Source organism: Vulcanococcus sp. DEBay_Sum29NL08_54, from assembly GCF_017859255.1.
Lineage (GTDB): Bacteria > Cyanobacteriota > Cyanobacteriia > PCC-6307 > Cyanobiaceae > Vulcanococcus.
Genome location: NZ_JAFMNJ010000010.1, coordinates 41910 through 59322, shown reverse-complemented (window position 1 = coordinate 59322; position 17413 = coordinate 41910). Strand labels below are relative to the sequence as shown.

Annotated in this window: 31 protein-coding genes; 1 reads left to right on the top strand and 30 read right to left on the bottom strand. The window is 63.8% G+C overall.

Annotation, left to right across the window (positions count from 1 at the left end; all coding sequences use genetic code 11):
- The first annotated feature begins 50 nt into the window (after positions 1-50).
- The gene (locus tag QZ186_RS05600; protein ID WP_010315006.1) at positions 51-569 is read left to right on the top strand and encodes an HNH endonuclease; all 519 of its coding nucleotides are present in this window, start codon (positions 51-53) and stop codon (positions 567-569) included.
- On the opposite strand, the gene prfA is transcribed toward QZ186_RS05600, so the two are convergent.
- The 30 genes from prfA to rplC form a co-directional block, all read right to left on the bottom strand.
- A complete protein-coding gene (gene prfA / locus QZ186_RS05595; RefSeq protein ID WP_010315005.1) occupies positions 562-1665 on the bottom strand; it encodes a peptide chain release factor 1 in 1104 nt (367 codons plus the stop codon). The genes QZ186_RS05600 and prfA overlap by 8 nt on opposite strands.
- An 85-nt stretch (positions 1666-1750) precedes the next feature.
- Positions 1751-2014, bottom strand: coding sequence for a 50S ribosomal protein L31 (gene rpmE / locus QZ186_RS05590; protein WP_010315003.1), 264 nt, complete (start codon positions 2012-2014; stop codon positions 1751-1753).
- Between the two features lie 32 nt (positions 2015-2046).
- Positions 2047-2448, bottom strand: coding sequence for a 30S ribosomal protein S9 (rpsI, locus tag QZ186_RS05585; protein WP_010314999.1), 402 nt, complete (start codon positions 2446-2448; stop codon positions 2047-2049).
- Positions 2445-2897: a 50S ribosomal protein L13 gene (gene rplM / locus QZ186_RS05580; protein ID WP_010314998.1), complete on the bottom strand. Its 453-nt coding sequence runs from the start codon at positions 2895-2897 to the stop codon at positions 2445-2447. The genes rpsI and rplM overlap by 4 nt, the downstream gene beginning before the upstream one ends.
- Positions 2898-3136: 239 nt before the next feature.
- On the bottom strand, positions 3137-4006 hold the full coding sequence (gene truA, locus QZ186_RS05575; RefSeq protein ID WP_247479624.1) for a tRNA pseudouridine(38-40) synthase TruA: 870 nt from the start codon (positions 4004-4006) through the stop codon (positions 3137-3139).
- Positions 4007-4098: 92 nt separating this feature from the next.
- Entirely contained in the window at positions 4099-4449 is a 351-nt protein-coding gene (gene rplQ, locus QZ186_RS05570) for a 50S ribosomal protein L17 (RefSeq protein WP_010314995.1), read from the bottom strand.
- 40 nt (positions 4450-4489) lie between these two features.
- A complete protein-coding gene (locus QZ186_RS05565) occupies positions 4490-5428 on the bottom strand; it encodes a DNA-directed RNA polymerase subunit alpha (RefSeq protein WP_247479625.1) in 939 nt (312 codons plus the stop codon).
- A 56-nt stretch (positions 5429-5484) separates the two neighbouring features.
- Positions 5485-5877 (bottom strand): 30S ribosomal protein S11, encoded by a 393-nt coding sequence (rpsK, locus tag QZ186_RS05560; protein ID WP_010314991.1) that lies wholly within the window; start codon positions 5875-5877, stop codon positions 5485-5487.
- A 123-nt stretch (positions 5878-6000) separates the two neighbouring features.
- Entirely contained in the window at positions 6001-6366 is a 366-nt protein-coding gene (rpsM, locus tag QZ186_RS05555; protein WP_010314989.1) for a 30S ribosomal protein S13, read from the bottom strand.
- A gap of 119 nt (positions 6367-6485) precedes the next feature.
- Entirely contained in the window at positions 6486-6599 is a 114-nt protein-coding gene (gene rpmJ / locus QZ186_RS05550; protein WP_006173336.1) for a 50S ribosomal protein L36, read from the bottom strand.
- Between the two features lie 46 nt (positions 6600-6645).
- Complete coding sequence (locus tag QZ186_RS05545) at positions 6646-7194, bottom strand: adenylate kinase (RefSeq protein ID WP_296416107.1); 549 nt, start codon at positions 7192-7194, stop codon at positions 6646-6648.
- 36 nt (positions 7195-7230) lie between these two features.
- Positions 7231-8547: a preprotein translocase subunit SecY gene (gene secY / locus QZ186_RS05540; RefSeq protein WP_010314968.1), complete on the bottom strand. Its 1317-nt coding sequence runs from the start codon at positions 8545-8547 to the stop codon at positions 7231-7233.
- Between the two features lie 90 nt (positions 8548-8637).
- Positions 8638-9090 (bottom strand): 50S ribosomal protein L15, encoded by a 453-nt coding sequence (gene rplO, locus QZ186_RS05535; protein ID WP_010314964.1) that lies wholly within the window; start codon positions 9088-9090, stop codon positions 8638-8640.
- Positions 9091-9098: 8 nt separating this feature from the next.
- Entirely contained in the window at positions 9099-9743 is a 645-nt protein-coding gene (gene rpsE, locus QZ186_RS05530; protein ID WP_010314962.1) for a 30S ribosomal protein S5, read from the bottom strand.
- Positions 9744-9757: 14 nt separating this feature from the next.
- Positions 9758-10123 carry a 50S ribosomal protein L18 gene (gene rplR / locus QZ186_RS05525; RefSeq protein WP_010314960.1) on the bottom strand — a complete coding sequence of 122 codons (366 nt, stop codon included), beginning with the start codon at positions 10121-10123 and terminating at the stop codon, positions 9758-9760.
- A 32-nt stretch (positions 10124-10155) separates the two neighbouring features.
- Entirely contained in the window at positions 10156-10695 is a 540-nt protein-coding gene (gene rplF, locus QZ186_RS05520) for a 50S ribosomal protein L6 (protein ID WP_010314956.1), read from the bottom strand.
- Positions 10696-10711: 16 nt separating this feature from the next.
- Entirely contained in the window at positions 10712-11113 is a 402-nt protein-coding gene (gene rpsH, locus QZ186_RS05515; RefSeq protein ID WP_010314954.1) for a 30S ribosomal protein S8, read from the bottom strand.
- Positions 11114-11133: 20 nt separating this feature from the next.
- Entirely contained in the window at positions 11134-11673 is a 540-nt protein-coding gene (rplE, locus tag QZ186_RS05510) for a 50S ribosomal protein L5 (protein ID WP_010314952.1), read from the bottom strand.
- Positions 11674-11737: 64 nt separating this feature from the next.
- Positions 11738-12094 carry a 50S ribosomal protein L24 gene (gene rplX, locus QZ186_RS05505; protein WP_010314950.1) on the bottom strand — a complete coding sequence of 119 codons (357 nt, stop codon included), beginning with the start codon at positions 12092-12094 and terminating at the stop codon, positions 11738-11740.
- Between the two features lies 1 nt (position 12095).
- Entirely contained in the window at positions 12096-12461 is a 366-nt protein-coding gene (rplN, locus tag QZ186_RS05500) for a 50S ribosomal protein L14 (RefSeq protein ID WP_010314948.1), read from the bottom strand.
- 12 nt (positions 12462-12473) lie between these two features.
- On the bottom strand, positions 12474-12725 hold the full coding sequence (gene rpsQ, locus QZ186_RS05495) for a 30S ribosomal protein S17 (RefSeq protein WP_185186182.1): 252 nt from the start codon (positions 12723-12725) through the stop codon (positions 12474-12476).
- Between the two features lie 17 nt (positions 12726-12742).
- Positions 12743-12952, bottom strand: a complete 210-nt coding sequence (rpmC, locus tag QZ186_RS05490) for a 50S ribosomal protein L29 (RefSeq protein ID WP_010314946.1) — start codon at positions 12950-12952, stop codon at positions 12743-12745.
- A gap of 2 nt (positions 12953-12954) precedes the next feature.
- Positions 12955-13419 carry a 50S ribosomal protein L16 gene (gene rplP / locus QZ186_RS05485; RefSeq protein ID WP_296416106.1) on the bottom strand — a complete coding sequence of 155 codons (465 nt, stop codon included), beginning with the start codon at positions 13417-13419 and terminating at the stop codon, positions 12955-12957.
- A gap of 16 nt (positions 13420-13435) precedes the next feature.
- Positions 13436-14164, bottom strand: coding sequence for a 30S ribosomal protein S3 (rpsC, locus tag QZ186_RS05480; RefSeq protein WP_010314943.1), 729 nt, complete (start codon positions 14162-14164; stop codon positions 13436-13438).
- A 19-nt stretch (positions 14165-14183) separates the two neighbouring features.
- Positions 14184-14537 (bottom strand): 50S ribosomal protein L22, encoded by a 354-nt coding sequence (rplV, locus tag QZ186_RS05475; protein ID WP_029626117.1) that lies wholly within the window; start codon positions 14535-14537, stop codon positions 14184-14186.
- A gap of 4 nt (positions 14538-14541) precedes the next feature.
- On the bottom strand, positions 14542-14817 hold the full coding sequence (rpsS, locus tag QZ186_RS05470; RefSeq protein WP_010311665.1) for a 30S ribosomal protein S19: 276 nt from the start codon (positions 14815-14817) through the stop codon (positions 14542-14544).
- 35 nt (positions 14818-14852) lie between these two features.
- Positions 14853-15716 (bottom strand): 50S ribosomal protein L2, encoded by an 864-nt coding sequence (gene rplB, locus QZ186_RS05465; protein WP_010314938.1) that lies wholly within the window; start codon positions 15714-15716, stop codon positions 14853-14855.
- Between the two features lie 15 nt (positions 15717-15731).
- Entirely contained in the window at positions 15732-16034 is a 303-nt protein-coding gene (locus tag QZ186_RS05460) for a 50S ribosomal protein L23 (RefSeq protein WP_010314935.1), read from the bottom strand.
- Positions 16027-16662 carry a 50S ribosomal protein L4 gene (gene rplD, locus QZ186_RS05455; RefSeq protein WP_010314934.1) on the bottom strand — a complete coding sequence of 212 codons (636 nt, stop codon included), beginning with the start codon at positions 16660-16662 and terminating at the stop codon, positions 16027-16029. The genes QZ186_RS05460 and rplD overlap by 8 nt, the downstream gene beginning before the upstream one ends.
- Positions 16663-16673: 11 nt before the next feature.
- On the bottom strand, positions 16674-17321 hold the full coding sequence (rplC, locus tag QZ186_RS05450) for a 50S ribosomal protein L3 (protein ID WP_010314932.1): 648 nt from the start codon (positions 17319-17321) through the stop codon (positions 16674-16676).
- Positions 17322-17413 lie beyond the last annotated feature (92 nt).

Here is a 17413-nt window from a genome sequence, read left to right as displayed (position 1 = left end):
TGCATAGAAATTACGGGGTTGCCCAGCGCAGCTCCCCAGGCAGCGCTCCCATGGGCTCGGTTCTGGTTCTGAACGCCTCCTACGAGCCCCTGAACGTCACCACCTGGCGCAGGGCAACAGTGATGGTGCTTAAGGGAAAAGCCGAGGGGCTGGAGCACTCCCCCGGGCGGCAACTGCGGCCAGGCCTGGGACTGCCAACGGTGATTCGTCTACGGCAATTCGTCCGCGTGCCCTTCCGGCCACTGCCCCTGACCCGCCGGAACGTCTTCCACCGCGATGGCCAGCGCTGCCAGTACTGCGGCAGCAGCAGCGAGCGGCTCTCGATCGATCACGTCCTGCCCCGCAGCCGCGGCGGCAGCCACAGCTGGGACAACGTCACCACGGCCTGCCTGCGCTGCAACGTGCACAAGGGCAATCGCACGCCCAAGGAAGCGAGCATGCCCCTGCAATCGGCACCCCGGCGGCCGCTCAGCGGTGCGGTCTTTGAGGCCCAGCGGCAGATGGCCAAGGGCGGCCACCTGGAATGGGCCAAGTACGTGGACGGCTGGGAGAACCCGCTCGCTAGTTGACCCCGCTGGCCTGATCAGCCAGTTCCTCCAACTGCCGCCGTTGGTCGGCGGAGACGCAGGCGCCGATCAACTCAGCCAGTTGGCCCTGGAGCACCGGCTCCAGTGAGAAGTTGCGGCCGAGGCGGTGATCGGTCGTGCGGTTGTCCTTGTAGTTGTAGGTGCGGATCTTCTCGCTGCGATCCCCACTACCCACCTGGGCCAGACGGGCCGAGCGCTCCTTGGCGTTGGCCTCGGCCAGCTCACGCTCATAGAGCTTGGCCCGCAGGATCTCCAGGGCCCGTTCACGGTTCTGCAGCTGGGAGCGCTCTTGGGTGCAGAACACCCGGATGCCGGTGGGTTTGTGCAGCAGGTCCACGGCCGTCTCCACCTTGTTGACGTTCTGGCCGCCGGCGCCGCCCGAGCGGGCGGTGCTGATCTCCAGGTCCGTGGGGTCGATCTGAACCTCCACCGGGTCGGCCTCGGGCATGACCGCCACCGTGGCCGTCGAGGTGTGGACCCGGCCCTGGGACTCGGTGGCGGGCACCCGCTGCACCCGGTGCACACCGGCTTCGTACTTGAGCTGACTGAAGACGCTGTCGCCCTGGATCGCCAGGATCAGTTCCTTGTAGCCCCCCAGTTCCGCCTCCGAGGCACTGACGGGCTGCACTTTCCAACCGACGCTCTGGGCATAGCGCTCGTACATCCGAGCCAAATCCCCCGCCCAGATCGCCGCCTCATCGCCACCCGCACCGGCGCGAATCTCGAGCATCACGCTGCGTTCGTCCCGGGGATCACGGGGCAGAAGCGCCAAGGTCAGCTGCTCCTCCATGGCGGCAATCTGTGTCGCCAGACCGCTGAGCTCCTCTTGGGCCAGGGCCTCCATCTCCTGGTCGCCGCGGGACTCCTTCAGGAGTTGCCTGGCCTCCTGTTCCTGTTTGCGCCACTGGCAAAGCTGGTCGTAGCCCAGCACCAGGGGCTCCAGCCGGGCCCGCTCCCGCGCGATGGGCTCCAGCTGCGCTGGGTTGGCAGCCACATCCGGGTCTGCCAGCTGCCGCTCCAGGGTTTCAAAGGTGGTGCGTGCCGTCTCCAGACGTTCACGCAGGAAAGAAGCATCCATGGAAGCGGCTCAAGCCAGCAAAAAGCCGGACGCCCTAGAGCATCCGGCTTGGGGAATGAATGTCACGTCAGACGTGAGTGACCGATCAGGCCTTCTCGGCTGCTTCGGCCTTGGGCTCGGCTTTGGCATCGGCGCCAGCAGCGCTGCCCATGCCGTACTTGCGCATGAAGCGATCCACACGACCCTCGGTGTCCAGGATCTTTTGGGTCCCGGTATAGAAGGGGTGGTTGCCGCTCCAGACGTCGACGTGGATCTCGGGGGAGGTGGAGCCAGTGGTCATCACCACTTCTCCGTTGCAGATCACCTTGGCATCGGGATACCAGGTGGGGTGAATGTCGGCCTTCGGCATGACGGGTACGGGGCTGAGGGGCGAAAGCGCAATCAGCGCTTGGAGAACTGAGGAGCCTTACGGGCTTTCTTCAGGCCGTACTTACGACGCTCCTTGGCGCGCGGGTCACGGCTGAGGTGCCCTTCAGTCTTGAGGGGCTTGCGGTTGTCGGGGGACAGCTCGCACAGGGCACGGGCAGCGCCTTGCTTGATGGCATCCGCCTGACCGGTCAGACCACCACCGCGGACGTTGACCAGCAGGTCGTACTCACCACCCAGACCAAGGGTCTGCAGGGGAGCCTTGACTGCCGCCAGGTAGGCGGGGTTGTAGTTCAGGTAGTTGTCACCGGGACGACCGTTGATGGTCACGGTGCCATTGCCAGGAACGACGCGGACGCGTGCCACGGCGGTCTTACGACGGCCGGTTCCCCAGTAGACGACTTTGGTGGTGCTCATTTGGCGGAAGCGGCGGGATCGAGGGCCAGGGCCTTGGGCTGTTGGGCGGCGTGGGGGTGCTCAGCACCCTTGTAGACCTTCAGCTTGCGGAAGAGCTGACGACCGAGAGCGTTGTGGGGAAGCATGCCCTTAACGGCCTTCTCGATGATCCGCTCGGGGATCCGTGCCTGCAGCGCAGCGAAGGTTTCGGTCTTCATGCCACCGGGGCGACCGGAGTGACGGCGGTAGACCTTGTCGGAAGCCTTGTTGCCGCTCACACGCACCTTCTCAGCATTGATCACGACGACGAAGTCGCCGGCGTCGATGTGAGGGGCGAAGTTGGGGTTGTTCTTACCCCGCAGAACCGAAGCGACCTCGGTGGCAAGCCGGCCGAGGGTCTGGTTCTCAGCGTCCACCAGATACCACTGGCGTGCTGAGGAATCCTGGGGGGGGACGAGAGTCTTGTTCATCGCGCCGGCGGGCCGGTTCGGATAGGACCCCATCACCACGCTTAGGCGGGTGGGGTTGGACAGGGTGTCTGGACTGTGGGTCTCGACTAATGACGGCAGCCACCCGATCACTCGGGTGTCAATCGCTCGTTGAGTGAACCTACCGCTTCGCCGATCCCCACTTCGGGGGACAGGGTTTACAGGCAGGGGCTGGCCGCCGATGGACATCGGCAGGTCAACTCTGAGACCGGCAGACCCAGTCAGTGCAAGGACTGACCCGGTGCTGCTGGCGGTGCATCAGAGCCCTCCAGCAAATACCGCGGTTGACAATCGTACCAGGCAGCCTGGGGGAAGACCTCACTCGGGTAGCCCACCCTCAGCAGGCATAACCCCTGCGGGGGAGCGGCTTCTTTGACCTCCTCACGGGCCTGGTTTCGCCAGCGGCGACTGAAGGCCTCCAGGCTGAGGCGTCCCTCCCCGACGGCCACCAGCTGCCCCATCACAAGGCGCACCATCCCGTAGAGAAAGCCGCTGGCCTGAAGCTCCACCTCCAGCAGGTCACCGCGGCGCTGCACCGAGACCTCCTGGAGGGTCGTACGGGAGTGTGAGCGGGCGCTACCCGCCCTCTCAAACGCCGCAAAATCGTGCTCCCCGAGCATGCCCTCGAGGGCCTCGCGCATCCGGGCCTCATCGAGCCTGAACTGATAGCGGTGCCAGCTCCAGGGAGCCAGAAACAGATTGGGGATGCGGGCGTTGTAGATGGTGTAGCGGTAGCGCCTGTAGGTGGCGCTAAAGCAGGCATGCCAGTCCGCGGGAACGGAAGCTGCTGAACGCACGCGGATGCTGGCCGGCAGGCGGCCGTTGAGGGCCGCGGGCCAGCGGTGCGGAGGGATCGGGCCGGCGCAGTCGAAATGCACCACCTGGCCAGCGGCGTGAACGCCGCTGTCGGTTCGACCAGCCGCCACAACGGTGGCGGGGCCATCTGGATCCAACTGAGCCAAGGCCCGCTCCAGCGCTTCCTGGACGCTGGGGTCCCGGGGCTGGCGCTGCCAGCCGCAGTAGGCCGAGCCGTCGTACTGCAGGCAGAGGGCGATGCGCCTAAGCCCCCCTGCTGGCGTCGCGTCAGTCAAAGCTGCTGCACCAAAGCCATAAAAAACCGCGCGGAGGAGAGCCCCCCACGCGGTGCGGATGATCGACAGCAGGTCCGCTCGGACCCACGGACTCAGACCAGCTCGATGATCGCCATTTCGGCGTTGTCGCCACGGCGGGGAACGGTGCGAATGATGCGGGTGTAACCGCCATTGCGGTCGCCGTAACGCTCCTGGGCCTTGTCGAACAGGGCGTGGACCAGTTGCTTGTCGTAGATGTAGCCGATGGCACGACGGCGGGCGGCAAGGCTGCCGTCCTTGGCCAGGGTGATCATGCGCTCAGCTTCATCGCGAAGCGCCTTGGCACGGGCCTTGGTGGTGGTCAGACGACCCTCACGGATCAGCTGAGTGGTCAGAGCGCGAAGCATGGCTTTGCGCTGGTCGGCGGGACGCCCCAACTTGGGGACTCGGCACTGGTGACGCATGACTAAATCGGGTTAACGCGGGAGACAGGGTGCTGCGCGATCAGGCGCTGGTGCGGCTCTGGGGCAGGGAGATACCGATGCGCTCGAGGGCCTCGATCACCTCGTCAGCCGACTTGGAACCGAAGTTCTTGATTTCGAGCAGATCTTCGTAGCTGAAGCCCATCAGGTCAGACACGGAGTTGACTTGGGCGCGCTTCAGGCAGTTGTAGGCGCGAACCGAGAGGTTCAGCTCTTCCAGGGGAATCTGAGCTTCGGCGGAGGGCTCGGGCTCCTGGCCTTGCTCCTCTTCCATGGTCAGGGTCGCCATGGGCTGGATCAAGGTGATCAGCTGGTTGGCGGCCTGGGCCATCGCGTCGTCAGGCGTCAGGGAGCCGTCGGTCTGAATCTCCAGACGCAGGCGCTCACGGGCCGATCCGCCTTCACCGACAGCGGTCTCGTCGATGGTGTAATTCGCCCGCTGGACAGGCATGAAGACGGCATCGATCTGGAGAAGATCGACAGCGCTGGTGTCCTCAACGCGGCGGTCAACGGGGCGATAGCCAACACCACGCTCGACGTGCACCTCGAGCTCCAGGCTGTGGCCTTCGGCGACGGTGGCAATCGGGCGGGCGGGGTCGATCACCGACACCTGTGAGGAGAACTGCAGGTCACCGGCGGTGACGGTCGCAGGACCATTCACGACCAGGCGGCCGATCTCCAGCTCGCGGCTGCGGCTGTTGACGGCAACGTCCTTGCAGTTGAGAAGGATGTCGAGGACGTCTTCGCGGACGCCAGGAACGGTGGCGTACTCGTGGTTCACGCCAGCGATGCGCACGGCGGTGATGGCGCTGCCCTCCAGGGCACCCATCAGCATGCGGCGCAGGGAATTACCGAGGGTCGTCGCCTGGCCACGCTCAAGGGGGCCAATGACGAAGACGCCGGTTTGGGAACGATCGTCAGCGATCTGGTGTTCAACCCGATCGATCTGGTACTGCAACACGGTCTGAAGCTCAGATAGGTGGATGGACCCCCTCTGGGGCTAGTCGATGCGTCGAATCAGACCCGGCGACGCTTGGAACGGCGGCAACCGTTGTGGGGCAGCGGGGTGACGTCACGGATCAGGGTGATCTCCAGACCGGCAACCTGCAGGGCACGGATGGCGGTTTCACGACCGGAACCAGGACCGCGAACCAGCACCTCGATTTGGCGCATCCCCTGCTCAAGGGCGCGACGGGCTGCTGCTTCTGCGGCGGTCTGGGCGGCGAAGGGGGTGCCTTTACGGGCGCCCTTGAAACCGCTGGCACCAGCGGAGCTCCAGGAGATCACTTCACCAGCGGTGTCAGTGATGGAGACGATGGTGTTGTTGAACGTGCTCTGGATGTGGGCAACGCCATTAGGGACGTTGCGCTTCGTCTTCTTGGAACCAGATTTCTTGGCGGGCTTGGCCATGGATAAAGCCCTGCGGTCGCAGGGAGGTGATCGGGGGTCTTAGGGGGGCAACCTGGTGACGACGGCACGCAATCGGCCGAACGGCAGGTGCTAGGGGGCCAAAGGGCTAGAGCAAGCCGCGGCTTACTTCTTCTTACCGGCCACGGTCTTGCGGCTACCGCGGCGGGTCCGGGCATTGGTGCGGGTGCGCTGACCGCGAACGGGCAGACCGACGCGGTGACGACGGCCACGGACGCAGCCGATGTCCTGCAGGCGCTTCATGGCCATGCCCTCCTGACGGCGAAGATCGCCTTCGAGGGTGTAGCTCTCGGTTGCACCGCGCAGCTTTTGGACGTCGGAATCATCCAGGTCCTTGACGCGGGTGTCGGGGTTGACACCGGTCTTGGCCAGAATCTTTTGGGCCGTGGTCAGGCCGATTCCGTAGACGTAGGTCAGGGCGATTTCGATCCTCTTGTCGCGAGGAATATCAACGCCGGCGATACGAGCCACTGAAAAAACGTTGGGGGTGAGCAGGGGAAGGACTTGAGCGGTTGCCCTCAGAACGAACCGAGAGACACTCAAGCCAGTTGTTTTGGTCCCTAGGGACCGGGGGCAAGGTCAGCGCAGGATCAACCCTGGCGCTGCTTGTGCTTCGGGTTGGTGCAGATGACCATCACCCGACCGTGCCGGCGAATCACGCGGCACTTGTCGCACATTTTCTTGACCGAGGCACGCACCTTCATGGGAGCGGTCTCTCCAAATTTCCAAACAGCGACCTTACCACAGGGGTCAACCCAACAGGGCTGCGATCCGATCGGCAATGGCGTCGACTGTGCCGGCCGCTTCGACCGGGGCAATCAGCCCACGTTCGCGGTAATAGGCAATCAGGGGCTCGGTTTGCTCGCGGTAGACCTCCAGGCGGTGGCGGATGACCTCCTCGTTGTCGTCGGCCCGGCCGCGGGAGAGCAATCGCTGCACCAGAACACCGTCATCGAGTTCCATCAGAACGACGAGCTCGATCTGCTGGCCCAGCTCCTCGAGCAGGCTGGCCAGGGCATCGGCCTGGGCGACGTTGCGGGGGAAGCCATCCAGCAACCAGCCACCACTGTGGTTTTGCAGGCGGCTGCGGACGATCGCCAGCACCAGGGCATCGCTCACCAGCTCACCGCGGGCCATCACGGCCTCCGCCTCTTTGCCCAGGTCGCTGCCGGCGGCGACTTCAGCCCGCAGCAGATCACCGGTGGAGAGGTGGAGCAGGCCTTGGCTCTCGGCAAGCTTCTGGGCTTGGGTGCCCTTACCGGCGCCGGGGGGACCGAGGAACAGCAGACGTTGCTTCATGGCAAGGAAGGAAGAAAAGGAACAAGGAGGGGGGAGTTACTGGCGAACCATGCCTTCGTACCGCTGGGAGATCACGGCGGTTTGCAGTTGCTTGGCGGTCTGAATCGCGACGCCAACCAAGATCAACAGGCTCGTGGCACCCAAGCCTTGGAAGGTCTGCACGCGCGTGGCCGACTCCACGGCCGAGGGCACGATCGCCACAGCCCCCAGGAAGAGGGCACCCAACAGGGTCAGACGGTTCTGGATACCCGTCAGGTAAGCCGTGGTCGCTGAGCCAGGGCGAACCCCAGGGATGGCGACACCACCGCGCTTGAGGTTGGAGGCCACGTCCACCGGGCGCACCGTGAGGGTGGCGTAGAAGAAGGAGAAGCCAATGATCAGCCCGAAGAAAAGCAGCGCATAGACCCAGGGGGTGCTGCTGTTGGGGCTCAGGAAACTGGCGACCTGAATCAGCGTGGGGTTCTTGCTGAAGTTGGCGATCTGCAGCGGCAGGAAGACCACGGCCGAGGCAAAGATGATCGGCATCACGCCACCGGCATTGAGCTTCAGGGGCAGGTAGCTCTGGCGGGCGGAGATCCCGGCCCCGCCCACCTGGCGCTTGGCGCTGACGATCGGGATGCGGCGGCTGCCCTCCTCGACGCAGACGATGCCAACGATGGTGATCAGGAAGACCGCCACCAGGACGACGATGCCGCCAACAGCCTCACGGCCGCCGGTTTGGGCCAACTCGATGGTCGAGCCCAAGGCCCTGGGGAGGGTGGCCACGATGTTCAGGTAGATGACCAGAGACGCGCCCTGGCCAATGCCCCGCTCGGTGATCACCTCACTGAGCCACATCACCACCATCGAACCGGTCACCAGGGCGATCGCCGTCTGCACCACGAAGACCAGATCCGGTGTGCCGGGAAGGGCGTAGGGCCGGAGGATCAGGGCAAAGACGATGCTTTGGAACAGTCCCCAGCCCAGGGCGACATAGCGGGTGTACTGGGCGATCTTGCGGCGTCCCGCCTCGCCTTCGTTCTTCTGCAGATCCTCCAGCTGCGGCAGGGCGGAGGTCAGCAGCTGAATGATGATCGAGGCGTTGATGAAGGGAAGGATCCCCAGGGCGAAAACGCCCAACGCGGAGATGCCACCACCGGTGAAGATGTCCAGGAAGCCCAGCAGGGAGCCCCCCTGGGCAGCGAAGGCCTGGAAGGCCTGGCGGTCGATCCCGGGAACAGGGATATAGATGCCCAGACGCACCAGGAGCAGCAGCCCCAAGGTGATGAGAACCCTGTCGCGCAGATCCTTGGCTTGGACCAGCTGCGTGAGGATTTCACCGGCACTGGGGTTACGCCCCCGGCTGACGACCATGGCAGGTGCAGACGAACAAGAAAAAACCGCCTAGCGATCGATCCGATCACCAGACGGCATTGACCTTAATGGGCCGTGGACAAGCGGAGATCAGATCTCTTCGCAGGTGCCACCAGCGGCTTCGATCTTCTGGCGGGCCGAGGCGGTGAAAGCGGCCGCCTGGACGGTCAGCTTCACGCTCAGTTCGCCATTACCCAGGACCTTCAGGGGGGCCTTGGGGTTGGTCACCAGACCGTCCTTCACCAGGGTGTCGATGTTGACGGTGCTGCCGGCCTTGAGCTCGGACAGCTTGGCAACGTTGATCACCGTGTAGTTCTTGGGGTTGATCACGGTGAAGTGCTTCAGCTTCGGCACCCGGCGGTACAGAGGCATCTGGCCACCCTCGAAGCCAGGACGGGTCGGACGACCCGAACGGGACTTCTGACCGCGCATGCCGAAACCGCAGCTGGCGCCTTGGCCGGCGGCGATGCCGCGTCCCTTACGCAGCTTGCGGCGACGGGCCCCCTTCTGGGGGGCGAGGGACTGGAGATTGAGCGACGTCATGGCGGTCCTCAGGAGTAGATCTGCTCGAGGGAGATGCCACGCTCCTTGGCGGTCTCCTTGTGGGTACGCAGGCCGGCCAGGGCATCCATGGCGGCGCGGGCGTTGTTCAGGGGGGTCTTGGAGCCTAGGCGCTTGGCGAGCACGTTCTTAATGCCGGCAAGCTCAAGCACCGTACGGATGGAACCACCCGCGATCACACCGGTACCAGGGGCAGCGGGACGGATCAGAACGCTGGCAGCGCCGTCACGGCCGTTGCTCAGGGTGGGGATCGAGGAGTGACGGGTCAGAGGCACCTTGACCAGGTGCTTCTTGCCATCGGCGACGCCCTTGCGGACAGCACCGATCACGTCGCCAGCCTTGCCGACGCCGACGCCGACCTGGCCCTTCTCGTTGCCGACGACAACGATGGCCCGGAAGCTCATCTTCTTACCGCCCTTGACGGTCTTGGAGACGCGGCGGATTTGCACCACGCGCTCCTGCCATTCGGAGTCACGCTCCTGGCCACGACGGCCACGGCGGTCGCCACCGCGACGGTCGCCACGGCCTTCGCCGCGACCACCACGGCGCTGGTCCTGCTGCTGACCTTCGGCCGCTGCGGGCACGTCAGCTGCCGCTGGCACGGCGTTGGACTGGGTGTTGTTGGTTTCGGTCATGGTGAGAGCAGGGATCAGAACTGAAGGCCCGCTTCCCGGGCGGCGTCAGCCAGGGCCTTGACACGGCCGTGGTAGAGGTTGCCGCCACGATCGAAGACCACCGATTGAATGCCCTTGGCAAGGGCACGCTTGGCGACCAGCTGACCGACTGCGACAGAAGCATCGCAGGTGGCGCCGATGGTGACGTTGCTGCGGAGCTCTTTATCGACGGTTGAGGCAGAGCAGAGGGTGCTCTGCGCAACGTCGTCGATGACTTGTGCGTAGATGTGGTTGTTGGAGCGGAACACAGCCAGGCGAGGACGCGCGGCGGTGCCGGAGAGATTGCGGCGCAGACGGCGGTGACGCTTTTGTGTCTGCTGCTTGCGGGAAAGGGTGGACATGGAAGTACTGGGTAAAAACGCTTAAGCAGACCTCACTTCTTACCGGTCTTACCGGCCTTGCGGAGGATGCGTTCGCCCGCGTACTTGATGCCCTTGCCCTTGTAAGGCTCGGGGGGACGGATGGCGCGAACTTTGGCCGCTTCGTTGCCCACCAGCTCCTTGTCGGGGCCGGAGACAATCACGGTGGTGTTGCCGTCGACGGCGAAGGTCACGCCCTCGGGGGCGATCATTTCGACCTGGTGGCTGTAACCAGCGCTGACGACGAGCTTCTTGCCCTGAACGGCGGCGCGGTAACCCACACCGACGATCTCGAGCTTGCGGGTGAAGCCCTGGCTGACACCCTCGACCATGTTGGCCACGAGGGTCCGGCACAGACCGTGGCGCTCACGGGAGCGACGGCTGGTGCTGGAGGGGGAGACCACAAGGGTGCTGCCGTCCTGAGCAATGGCCACGCCCTCAGGCAGGGTGCGGCTCAGTTCGCCCTTAGGGCCTTTGACTTTGACGTCAAGGCCGTTGAGGCTGACGGTGACGCCGCCCGGAACGGGAATCGGCGATTTACCAATACGAGACATGAATCAATCCCCCTAATCAGTAGACGTAAGCGAGCACTTCGCCACCGACGCCCTGCTTGCGGGCGTCGCGGTCGCTCATCACACCCTTGGAGGTGGAGATGATGGCCACGCCGAGACCGCCCAGGACTTTGGGGAGCTGACGAGTGTTCTTGTAGACGCGCAGGCCAGGCTTGCTGACTCGCTGCACGGTGCGGATGATCGGCTGGCGATGCTTGCCGCTGTACTTGAGTTCCAGCACCAGGTGCTTCATCACGCCTTCACCTTCTTCGGTGATCTCGGCGATGAAACCTTCCTGTTGCAGCACCTTGGCGATGCTCTGGGCCATGCGCGAGGCAGGCACCTTGGTGGATTGATGACGTTTCTCACTCGCATTGCGAATGCGGGTGAGCATGTCGGAAATCGGGTCGTGATTAGCCATAGGTCGGGTCCGAAGAGGGCTCAGTTGCTGCGGAACGGCATTCCCATCTCGCGGAGGAGGGCCCGGCCCTCTTCGTCGTTACGGGCAGTGGTCACGATGGTGATGTCCATGCCCCGGATGGCATCGATCTTGTCGAAAGAGATCTCGGGAAAAATGATCTGCTCCTTCACCCCGAGGGTGTAGTTGCCACGACCGTCGAAGCTCTTCTCGCTCACACCGCGGAAGTCGCGGATGCGGGGGAGAGCCAGGTTGATGAGACGCTCGAGGAACGCATACATGCGGTCACCGCGGAGGGTGACGGCCACGCCAATCGGCATGCCCTGACGGATTTTGAAGCCAGCGATGGCCTTCTTGGCGCGGGTCACAACCACCTTTTGACCGGTGATGGTGGCCAGCTCCTCGATCGAGGCCTCAAGGGCCTTGGCGTTGGCTGCGGCTTCGCCGAGACCCCGGTTGACGGTGACTTTCACCACCTTGGGGACTTCGTGAATGTTCGAGAGACTGAGATCCTTAAGCAACTTGGGCTGGATCTTCTCCCGATAGTTCTGTTTAAGGGACATGACGGGGAAAGGAGATGCGCTTCTGGGCTTGGTCAGAAGGCGGACAAGGTCGATGTAAGAGAGATCAGTCGAGGATCTCGCCGGTTTTCTTGAGGCGGCGCTTCTTGGTGCCGTCCTTCTCCACCACGATTTCCACGCGGCTGGCCACCTTCTTATCGGTGGAATACAGCATCACGTTGGAAGCGTGCAGGGAGGCCTCTTCGGTCACGATGCGACCGGTTTCGCCTTCCTGGGTGGGCTTCATGTGACGGGTGCGCAGGTTGATGCCCTGCACAACCACGCGGTTCTCATAGGGAAGGGTGCGCAGGACCTCACCGGTCTTGCCCTTGTCCTTACCGCTGATCACCTGGACGGTGTCGCCCTTCTTGATGCGCATTTTGGCGCGCACCTGAACTTTGGCTTTAGGGGTGGCAGTCGCCATCTCAGATCACCTCCGGAGCGAGGGACACAATCTTGGTGAAGTTGCGGTCACGCAGTTCGCGAGCCACAGGACCGAAGACGCGGGTTCCCTTGGGGTTGTTGTCAGTGCCGAGGATCACGGCAGCGTTGTCGTCAAAACGGATCGAGTTGCCGTTGACGCGACGCATGGTGGCTTTGGTGCGAACCACCACAGCCTTGACCACGTCGGACTTTTTCACGCCCATGTTGGGCATGGCGTCCTTGACGGCGGCCACGATCACGTCGCCCACGTGGGCGTAGCGACGGTTGGTGCCCAGCACGCGGATGCACTGGATGCGCTTGGCGCCGCTGTTGTCAGCGACGTTGAGGAACGTTTCCTGTTGAATCATCGGGAGGTCTCCTCAGCTGGCGCTGCTGTTGTTCAGCACCTCGGCCACGGACCAACGCTTGGTGCGGCTGAGGGGACGGGTTTCGGTGATGCGGACGCGGTCACCCACCTTGCAGGTGTTGGCCTCATCGTGCGCCTTGTAGCGCTTGGTGCGGCTCACCGTCTTTTGATAGATGGGGTGGGGGAAGCGGTTTTCCACCGCCACCACCACGGTTTTATCCATCTTGTCGCTGACGACGGTGCCGACCCTTTCCTTGGTTGCCATAACGGTTACTTAGGGGATCAGGAAGCGGCGGAGCTCTTGCGCTCCGTTTGCACCGTCAGCAGCTGGGCCAGCTTGATGCGGGCGGCCTTGAAGCGGTGCGGGTTCTCGAGACGGCGGGTGGCCTGCTCGAAACGAAGGGTGAACAGTTCGCGACGGGTGTCGTCGATCTGCGTGGTGATGTCGCCGTCGGAAAGCTTGCGCACCTCGGCGATGTCGGGACGGGCCATGGTCAGGACTCCACGGTGGTGGCGGCCGCGGCGGCAGCCTGGTCAGCTTCCTGATCCGCCAGGGTCAGGAACTTGGTCTTCACGGGCAGCTTGTACTGCGCCAGGCGCATGGCCTCTTTGGCGATCTCGGGGGTGATTTCGTCACCGCCCATCTCGAAGAGAATGCGGCCGGGCTTGATCACAGCCACCCAGAACTCCGGGTTGCCCTTACCGGAACCCATCCGGGTCTCGGCGGGGCGCATGGTCACCGGCTTGTCGGGGAAGATCCGGATCCAGATCTTTCCGCCCCGCTTGACGTAGCGGGTCATGGCACGGCGGCTGGCCTCAATCTGGCGGGAGGTGATCCACCCGCACTCTTGGGCCTGCAGAGCGAACTGACCGAAGGCGATGGTGTTGCCACGGGTGGCGACACCGCGCATGCGGCCGCGCTGCTGCTTACGGAATTTGACGCGTCTTGGACTCAGCATGGTTCAGGCCTCCTGATCACTCTTCGTTCGAACGGTCTTCGAACTGTTGGGGCCGGCGGCTAGCGCGGCGCTTGGGCGCAGCACCCACGGGCACCTTGTCCTGAGTGCCGGGAAGCACTTCCCCTTTGAAGACCCAAACCTTGATGCCCAGCACCCCGTAGGTGGTGGTGGCCACTTTGGTTGCGTAGTCGATGTCGGCGCGGAGGGTGTGCAGGGGCACCCGACCTTCACGGCTCCACTCGGTACGGGCAATTTCTGCACCGTTGAGGCGGCCGCTGACCTGAAGCTTCATGCCCAGGACACCAGCGCGCTGAGCACGCTGGATGGCCATACGCATGACGCGACGGAAGGCAACACGCTTCTCGAGCTGTTGAGCGATGTACTCAGCCAGCAGGAAGGCGTCAGCGTCAACGCGCTCCACTTCCACCACGTTGATCCGCACCTGACGGGCGGAGTCACCAATGGTTTTTTGGATGCCGCTGCGCAGCTCTTCAATGCCGCTGCCCTGGCGGCCGACGAGAACGCCGGGGCGGGCAGTTTTGAGCTCAACCTCAAGCTGATCGGCCTTGCGGGCGATCACAACGTCGCTGATGCCAGCGGCGCCGTACTTCTTGTGGATGAACTTACGGATCTGATCGTCTTCCTTCAGGAGAGACGGATAGGTCTTGCTGGGGGCGTACCAGCGGGACCGGTGTTCCTGGGTGATCCCCAGGCGCAAGCCGGTTGGATGGATCTTGTGTCCCATCGATCGGTGTCCTCGGGGGTCAGGCGGCAGGAGCCACAGCAATGCTGATGTGGCAAGTCTTTTTCTGGATCGCGTAGGCGCGACCCTGGGCACGGGGGCGATAACGCTTCATCACCGGACCCATGTCAGCCGTAGCGACAGAGATCACGAGAGAGGCGGGATCGAGACCCAGGTTGTGCTCGGCGTTGGCCACAGCGCTGCGCAGGACCTTGGTGATCGGTCCGGTGGAGCGGTAGGGCATGAACTCGAGCATGATCAGCGCGTCGCGATAGCTGCGACCGCGGATCTGGTCGAGAACCCGGCGAACCTTGGACACGGAACCGCGGATATAGCGGCCGTGTGCCTGGGCAGTCGTGGATGAGGTGTTTGCCATGTCCTCAGCGGCCTCCTTTCTTGTCCTTGATGTGGCCGCGGAAGTTGCGCGTTGGCGCAAATTCCCCCAGCTTGTGGCCCACCATCTGCTCCGTCACGTAGACGGGCACATGGGCCTTGCCGTTGTGCACGGCAATGGTGTGGCCGATCATCATCGGCAGGATCGTGGAAGCACGTGACCAGGTCTTGATCACGGACTTGTCATCGGCGGCGTTCTGCTTTTCAACCTTCCGCAGAAGGCTGTCGGCAATGAACGGACCTTTTTTGAGTGAACGTCCCATAGCGGTTTAAACGAACAGCAAAGCGGTGAGGTTGATCAGGAATCGCGTCCGCCACGGCTCCGCTTGGAGGTGCGGCGACGTTTCCGGAGCACAAACCGATTGCTGGGTTTGTTCCGCTTGCGGGTCTTGAGGCCCAGTGCAGGCTTACCCCAAGGAGTGACAGGGCCAGAACGGCCGATCGGAGCGCGGCCCTCGCCACCACCGTGGGGGTGATCGCAGGGGTTCATCACGCTGCCTCGGACCTGGGGGCGACGACCCAGCCAGCGGCGACGGCCGGCCTTGCCCAGGCTGGTGTTCCGAACCTCAGCGTTACCCACTTCGCCGAGGGTGGCGTAGCACTCACGACGGACCAGGCGCACCTCGGTGGAGGGCAGCTTGAGGGCGACGTAGTCACCTTCCTTGGCCATCACTTGAGCGCTGGCACCAGCGGTACGAACCATCTGGCCACCGCGACCGGCGTAGAGCTCAACGCAGTGAACGCTGGAGCCCAGGGGGATCGCCGAGAGGGGCAGGGCATTGCCGGTCTCGATCGGAGCATCGGGGCCGGAGACCACGGTGGAGCCCACGGTCACGCCAGCCGGAGCCAGGATGTAGCGCTTCTCGCCATCGGCGTAGAAGAGCAAAGCCAGGCGGGCGTTGCGGTGGGGGTCGTAGTGGATCGCTGCCACCTTGGCGACCACACCATGCTTATTGCGGCGGAAGTCGACCAGGCGATAGAGGCGCTTGTGGCCACCACCGCGATGGCGGCAGGTGATCACACCGCGGTTGTTGCGACCTTTGCGTTGGTGCTTGGCCACCACCAGGCCCCGTTCGCGACCACGACCGGTGACTTCAGCGAAATCGCTGGCGACACGGGTACGGGTGCCGGGGGTGATGGGGCGGTACTTACGGATTCCCATAGTTCTTCAGACCCCTCAGGCTTCAGGGAACAGCTGGATGGCATTGCCATCGGCAAGGCGAACCACAGCCTTCTTCACCTGGGCACGCTTGCCGGCGAATCGGCCCACGCGGCGGGAGCGGCGAGGGGGGTTCATGGTGCTCACACCAACGACTTTGACGTCGAACAGTTGTTCAACGGCAGCCTTGATGTCGGGCTTGGCAGCCCGATGGTCCACCTCAAAGGTGTACTGATTGAGCTCGATGGCGCGGGTGGCCTTCTCAGTAATCAGGGGCCGACGGATCACATCCGCCAGGCGACCTTGAAAGCGTTCAGTCATCGCCGTAGACCTCCTGAATCTTCGCGAGTGCTTCCTCGCTCACCACCAAGGAATTGGCGTGGAGCAGGTCGAACACGTTGAGCTGATCTGCGGCGATCAGCTTCACCTTTTCGAGGTTGCGCACCGAGCGGCGCACCACCTCGCTGGGGGCATCCAGCACCACCAGCACCTTGGAGCCAGCGGCGATGCCGAAGCGGCTCAGGGCAGCGGTGATTTCTTTGGTCTTCGGGGTTTCAAGACCCGAAGCAAAGCCCTTCACCACAGTGATGTCAGCGGCGCGGCTCATCAGCGCAGTGCGCAGAGCCAGGCGACGCTCCTTGCGGTTCATCGCAAGGTTGTAGGTGCGGGGCTTCGGCCCGAACACCACACCACCGCCGGGACGCAGGGGGGTCCGGATCGAACCCTGACGGGCGCGACCGGTGCCCTTCTGCTTGTAGGGCTTGCGGCCACCGCCGGCCACCTCAGCGCGGGTGAGGGTGCTGGCCGTGCCCTGACGGGCATGGGCGAGCTGACGCACCACAGCGCGGTGCACCAGATCGTTAGCGGAGCTTTCCTTAGCGACTTTCAGGTCAAGGCTGGCCTTGCCGGCCTCTTTGCCTTGCCAGTCGCGAACAACACAGTTAGCCATCTCTGTCCTCCTCAGTTCGCGGCTTTGGCGCCCACCCGCTTAGCGGGGAGGATGTTCAGCAGGGCTCCGGGCTTACCGGGAACCGAGCCTTTCACCACGAGCAGGTTGCGCTCAGCATCCACCTTGAGGATGGTGAGGCCGCGGGTGGTGATTTGCTTGCCGCCGTAGCGACCAGCCATGCGCTTGCCGGGGTACACGCGGCCGGGGGTCGTACCCGCACCGGTGGAGCCAGGCTCGCGGTGGTTCTTCGAACCGTGGGTCATGGGACCGCGGCTGAAGCCGTGGCGCTTCTGGTAACCAGCGAAACCACGACCGATGGTGTCGCCGCTCACATCGACCTTCTGGCCCGCCTCAAAGGCGGCCACGGTGACGTCACCACCGAGTTCCAGACCGTCGACGGAGTCAACGCGGTATTCCTTCAGGTGGCGCAGCAGCTCGTCGCCCGACTTAGCCAGGTGGCCCTTAGCGGGCTTGCTGACGAGCTTTTCGCGGATATCACCGAAGCCCAGCTGAACGGCGGTGTAGCCGTCGGTGCTGTCGGTTTTGAGTTGGGTAATGCGGCAAGGACCTGCCTCGATCACGGTGACCGGGATGGCCCTGCCTTCGTCGTCGAAGAACTGGGACATGCCCAGTTTCTTCCCAAGAATGCCGATGGACATAAGGAGGGAGATACGCCAGCTGGACCACCACTCACAGGGAGTGGCGTGACTGAATCGAGTGGCGCAAGAAACCGATGGAGCTGAAATTTCCG

Coding starts and splice junctions, on each gene's coding strand:
- QZ186_RS05600 (WP_010315006.1), top strand. CDS start 51: ATGGGCTCGGTTCTGGTTCTGAACGCCTCCTACGAGCCCCTGAACGTC.
- prfA (WP_010315005.1), bottom strand. CDS start 1,665: ATGGATGCTTCTTTCCTGCGTGAACGTCTGGAGACGGCACGCACCACC.
- rpmE (WP_010315003.1), bottom strand. CDS start 2,014: ATGCCGAAGGCCGACATTCACCCCACCTGGTATCCCGATGCCAAGGTG.
- rpsI (WP_010314999.1), bottom strand. CDS start 2,448: ATGAGCACCACCAAAGTCGTCTACTGGGGAACCGGCCGTCGTAAGACC.
- rplM (WP_010314998.1), bottom strand. CDS start 2,897: ATGAACAAGACTCTCGTCCCCCCCCAGGATTCCTCAGCACGCCAGTGG.
- rplQ (WP_010314995.1), bottom strand. CDS start 4,449: ATGCGTCACCAGTGCCGAGTCCCCAAGTTGGGGCGTCCCGCCGACCAG.
- rpsK (WP_010314991.1), bottom strand. CDS start 5,877: ATGGCCAAGCCCGCCAAGAAATCTGGTTCCAAGAAGACGAAGCGCAAC.
- rpmJ (WP_006173336.1), bottom strand. CDS start 6,599: ATGAAGGTGCGTGCCTCGGTCAAGAAAATGTGCGACAAGTGCCGCGTG.
- QZ186_RS05545 (WP_296416107.1), bottom strand. CDS start 7,194: ATGAAGCAACGTCTGCTGTTCCTCGGTCCCCCCGGCGCCGGTAAGGGC.
- secY (WP_010314968.1), bottom strand. CDS start 8,547: ATGGTCGTCAGCCGGGGGCGTAACCCCAGTGCCGGTGAAATCCTCACG.
- rplO (WP_010314964.1), bottom strand. CDS start 9,090: ATGACGTCGCTCAATCTCCAGTCCCTCGCCCCCCAGAAGGGGGCCCGT.
- rpsE (WP_010314962.1), bottom strand. CDS start 9,743: ATGACCGAAACCAACAACACCCAGTCCAACGCCGTGCCAGCGGCAGCT.
- rplR (WP_010314960.1), bottom strand. CDS start 10,123: ATGTCCACCCTTTCCCGCAAGCAGCAGACACAAAAGCGTCACCGCCGT.
- rplF (WP_010314956.1), bottom strand. CDS start 10,695: ATGTCTCGTATTGGTAAATCGCCGATTCCCGTTCCGGGCGGCGTCACC.
- rpsH (WP_010314954.1), bottom strand. CDS start 11,113: ATGGCTAATCACGACCCGATTTCCGACATGCTCACCCGCATTCGCAAT.
- rplE (WP_010314952.1), bottom strand. CDS start 11,673: ATGTCCCTTAAACAGAACTATCGGGAGAAGATCCAGCCCAAGTTGCTT.
- rplX (WP_010314950.1), bottom strand. CDS start 12,094: ATGGCGACTGCCACCCCTAAAGCCAAAGTTCAGGTGCGCGCCAAAATG.
- rplN (WP_010314948.1), bottom strand. CDS start 12,461: ATGATTCAACAGGAAACGTTCCTCAACGTCGCTGACAACAGCGGCGCC.
- rpsQ (WP_185186182.1), bottom strand. CDS start 12,725: ATGGCAACCAAGGAAAGGGTCGGCACCGTCGTCAGCGACAAGATGGAT.
- rpmC (WP_010314946.1), bottom strand. CDS start 12,952: ATGGCCCGTCCCGACATCGCCGAGGTGCGCAAGCTTTCCGACGGCGAC.
- rplP (WP_296416106.1), bottom strand. CDS start 13,419: ATGCTGAGTCCAAGACGCGTCAAATTCCGTAAGCAGCAGCGCGGCCGC.
- rpsC (WP_010314943.1), bottom strand. CDS start 14,164: ATGGGACACAAGATCCATCCAACCGGCTTGCGCCTGGGGATCACCCAG.
- rplV (WP_029626117.1), bottom strand. CDS start 14,537: ATGGCAAACACCTCATCCACGACTGCCCAGGCACACGGCCGCTATATC.
- rpsS (WP_010311665.1), bottom strand. CDS start 14,817: ATGGGACGTTCACTCAAAAAAGGTCCGTTCATTGCCGACAGCCTTCTG.
- rplB (WP_010314938.1), bottom strand. CDS start 15,716: ATGGGAATCCGTAAGTACCGCCCCATCACCCCCGGCACCCGTACCCGT.
- QZ186_RS05460 (WP_010314935.1), bottom strand. CDS start 16,034: ATGACTGAACGCTTTCAAGGTCGCCTGGCGGATGTGATCCGTCGGCCC.
- rplD (WP_010314934.1), bottom strand. CDS start 16,662: ATGGCTAACTGTGTTGTTCGCGACTGGCAAGGCAAAGAGGCCGGCAAG.
- rplC (WP_010314932.1), bottom strand. CDS start 17,321: ATGTCCATCGGCATTCTTGGGAAGAAACTGGGCATGTCCCAGTTCTTC.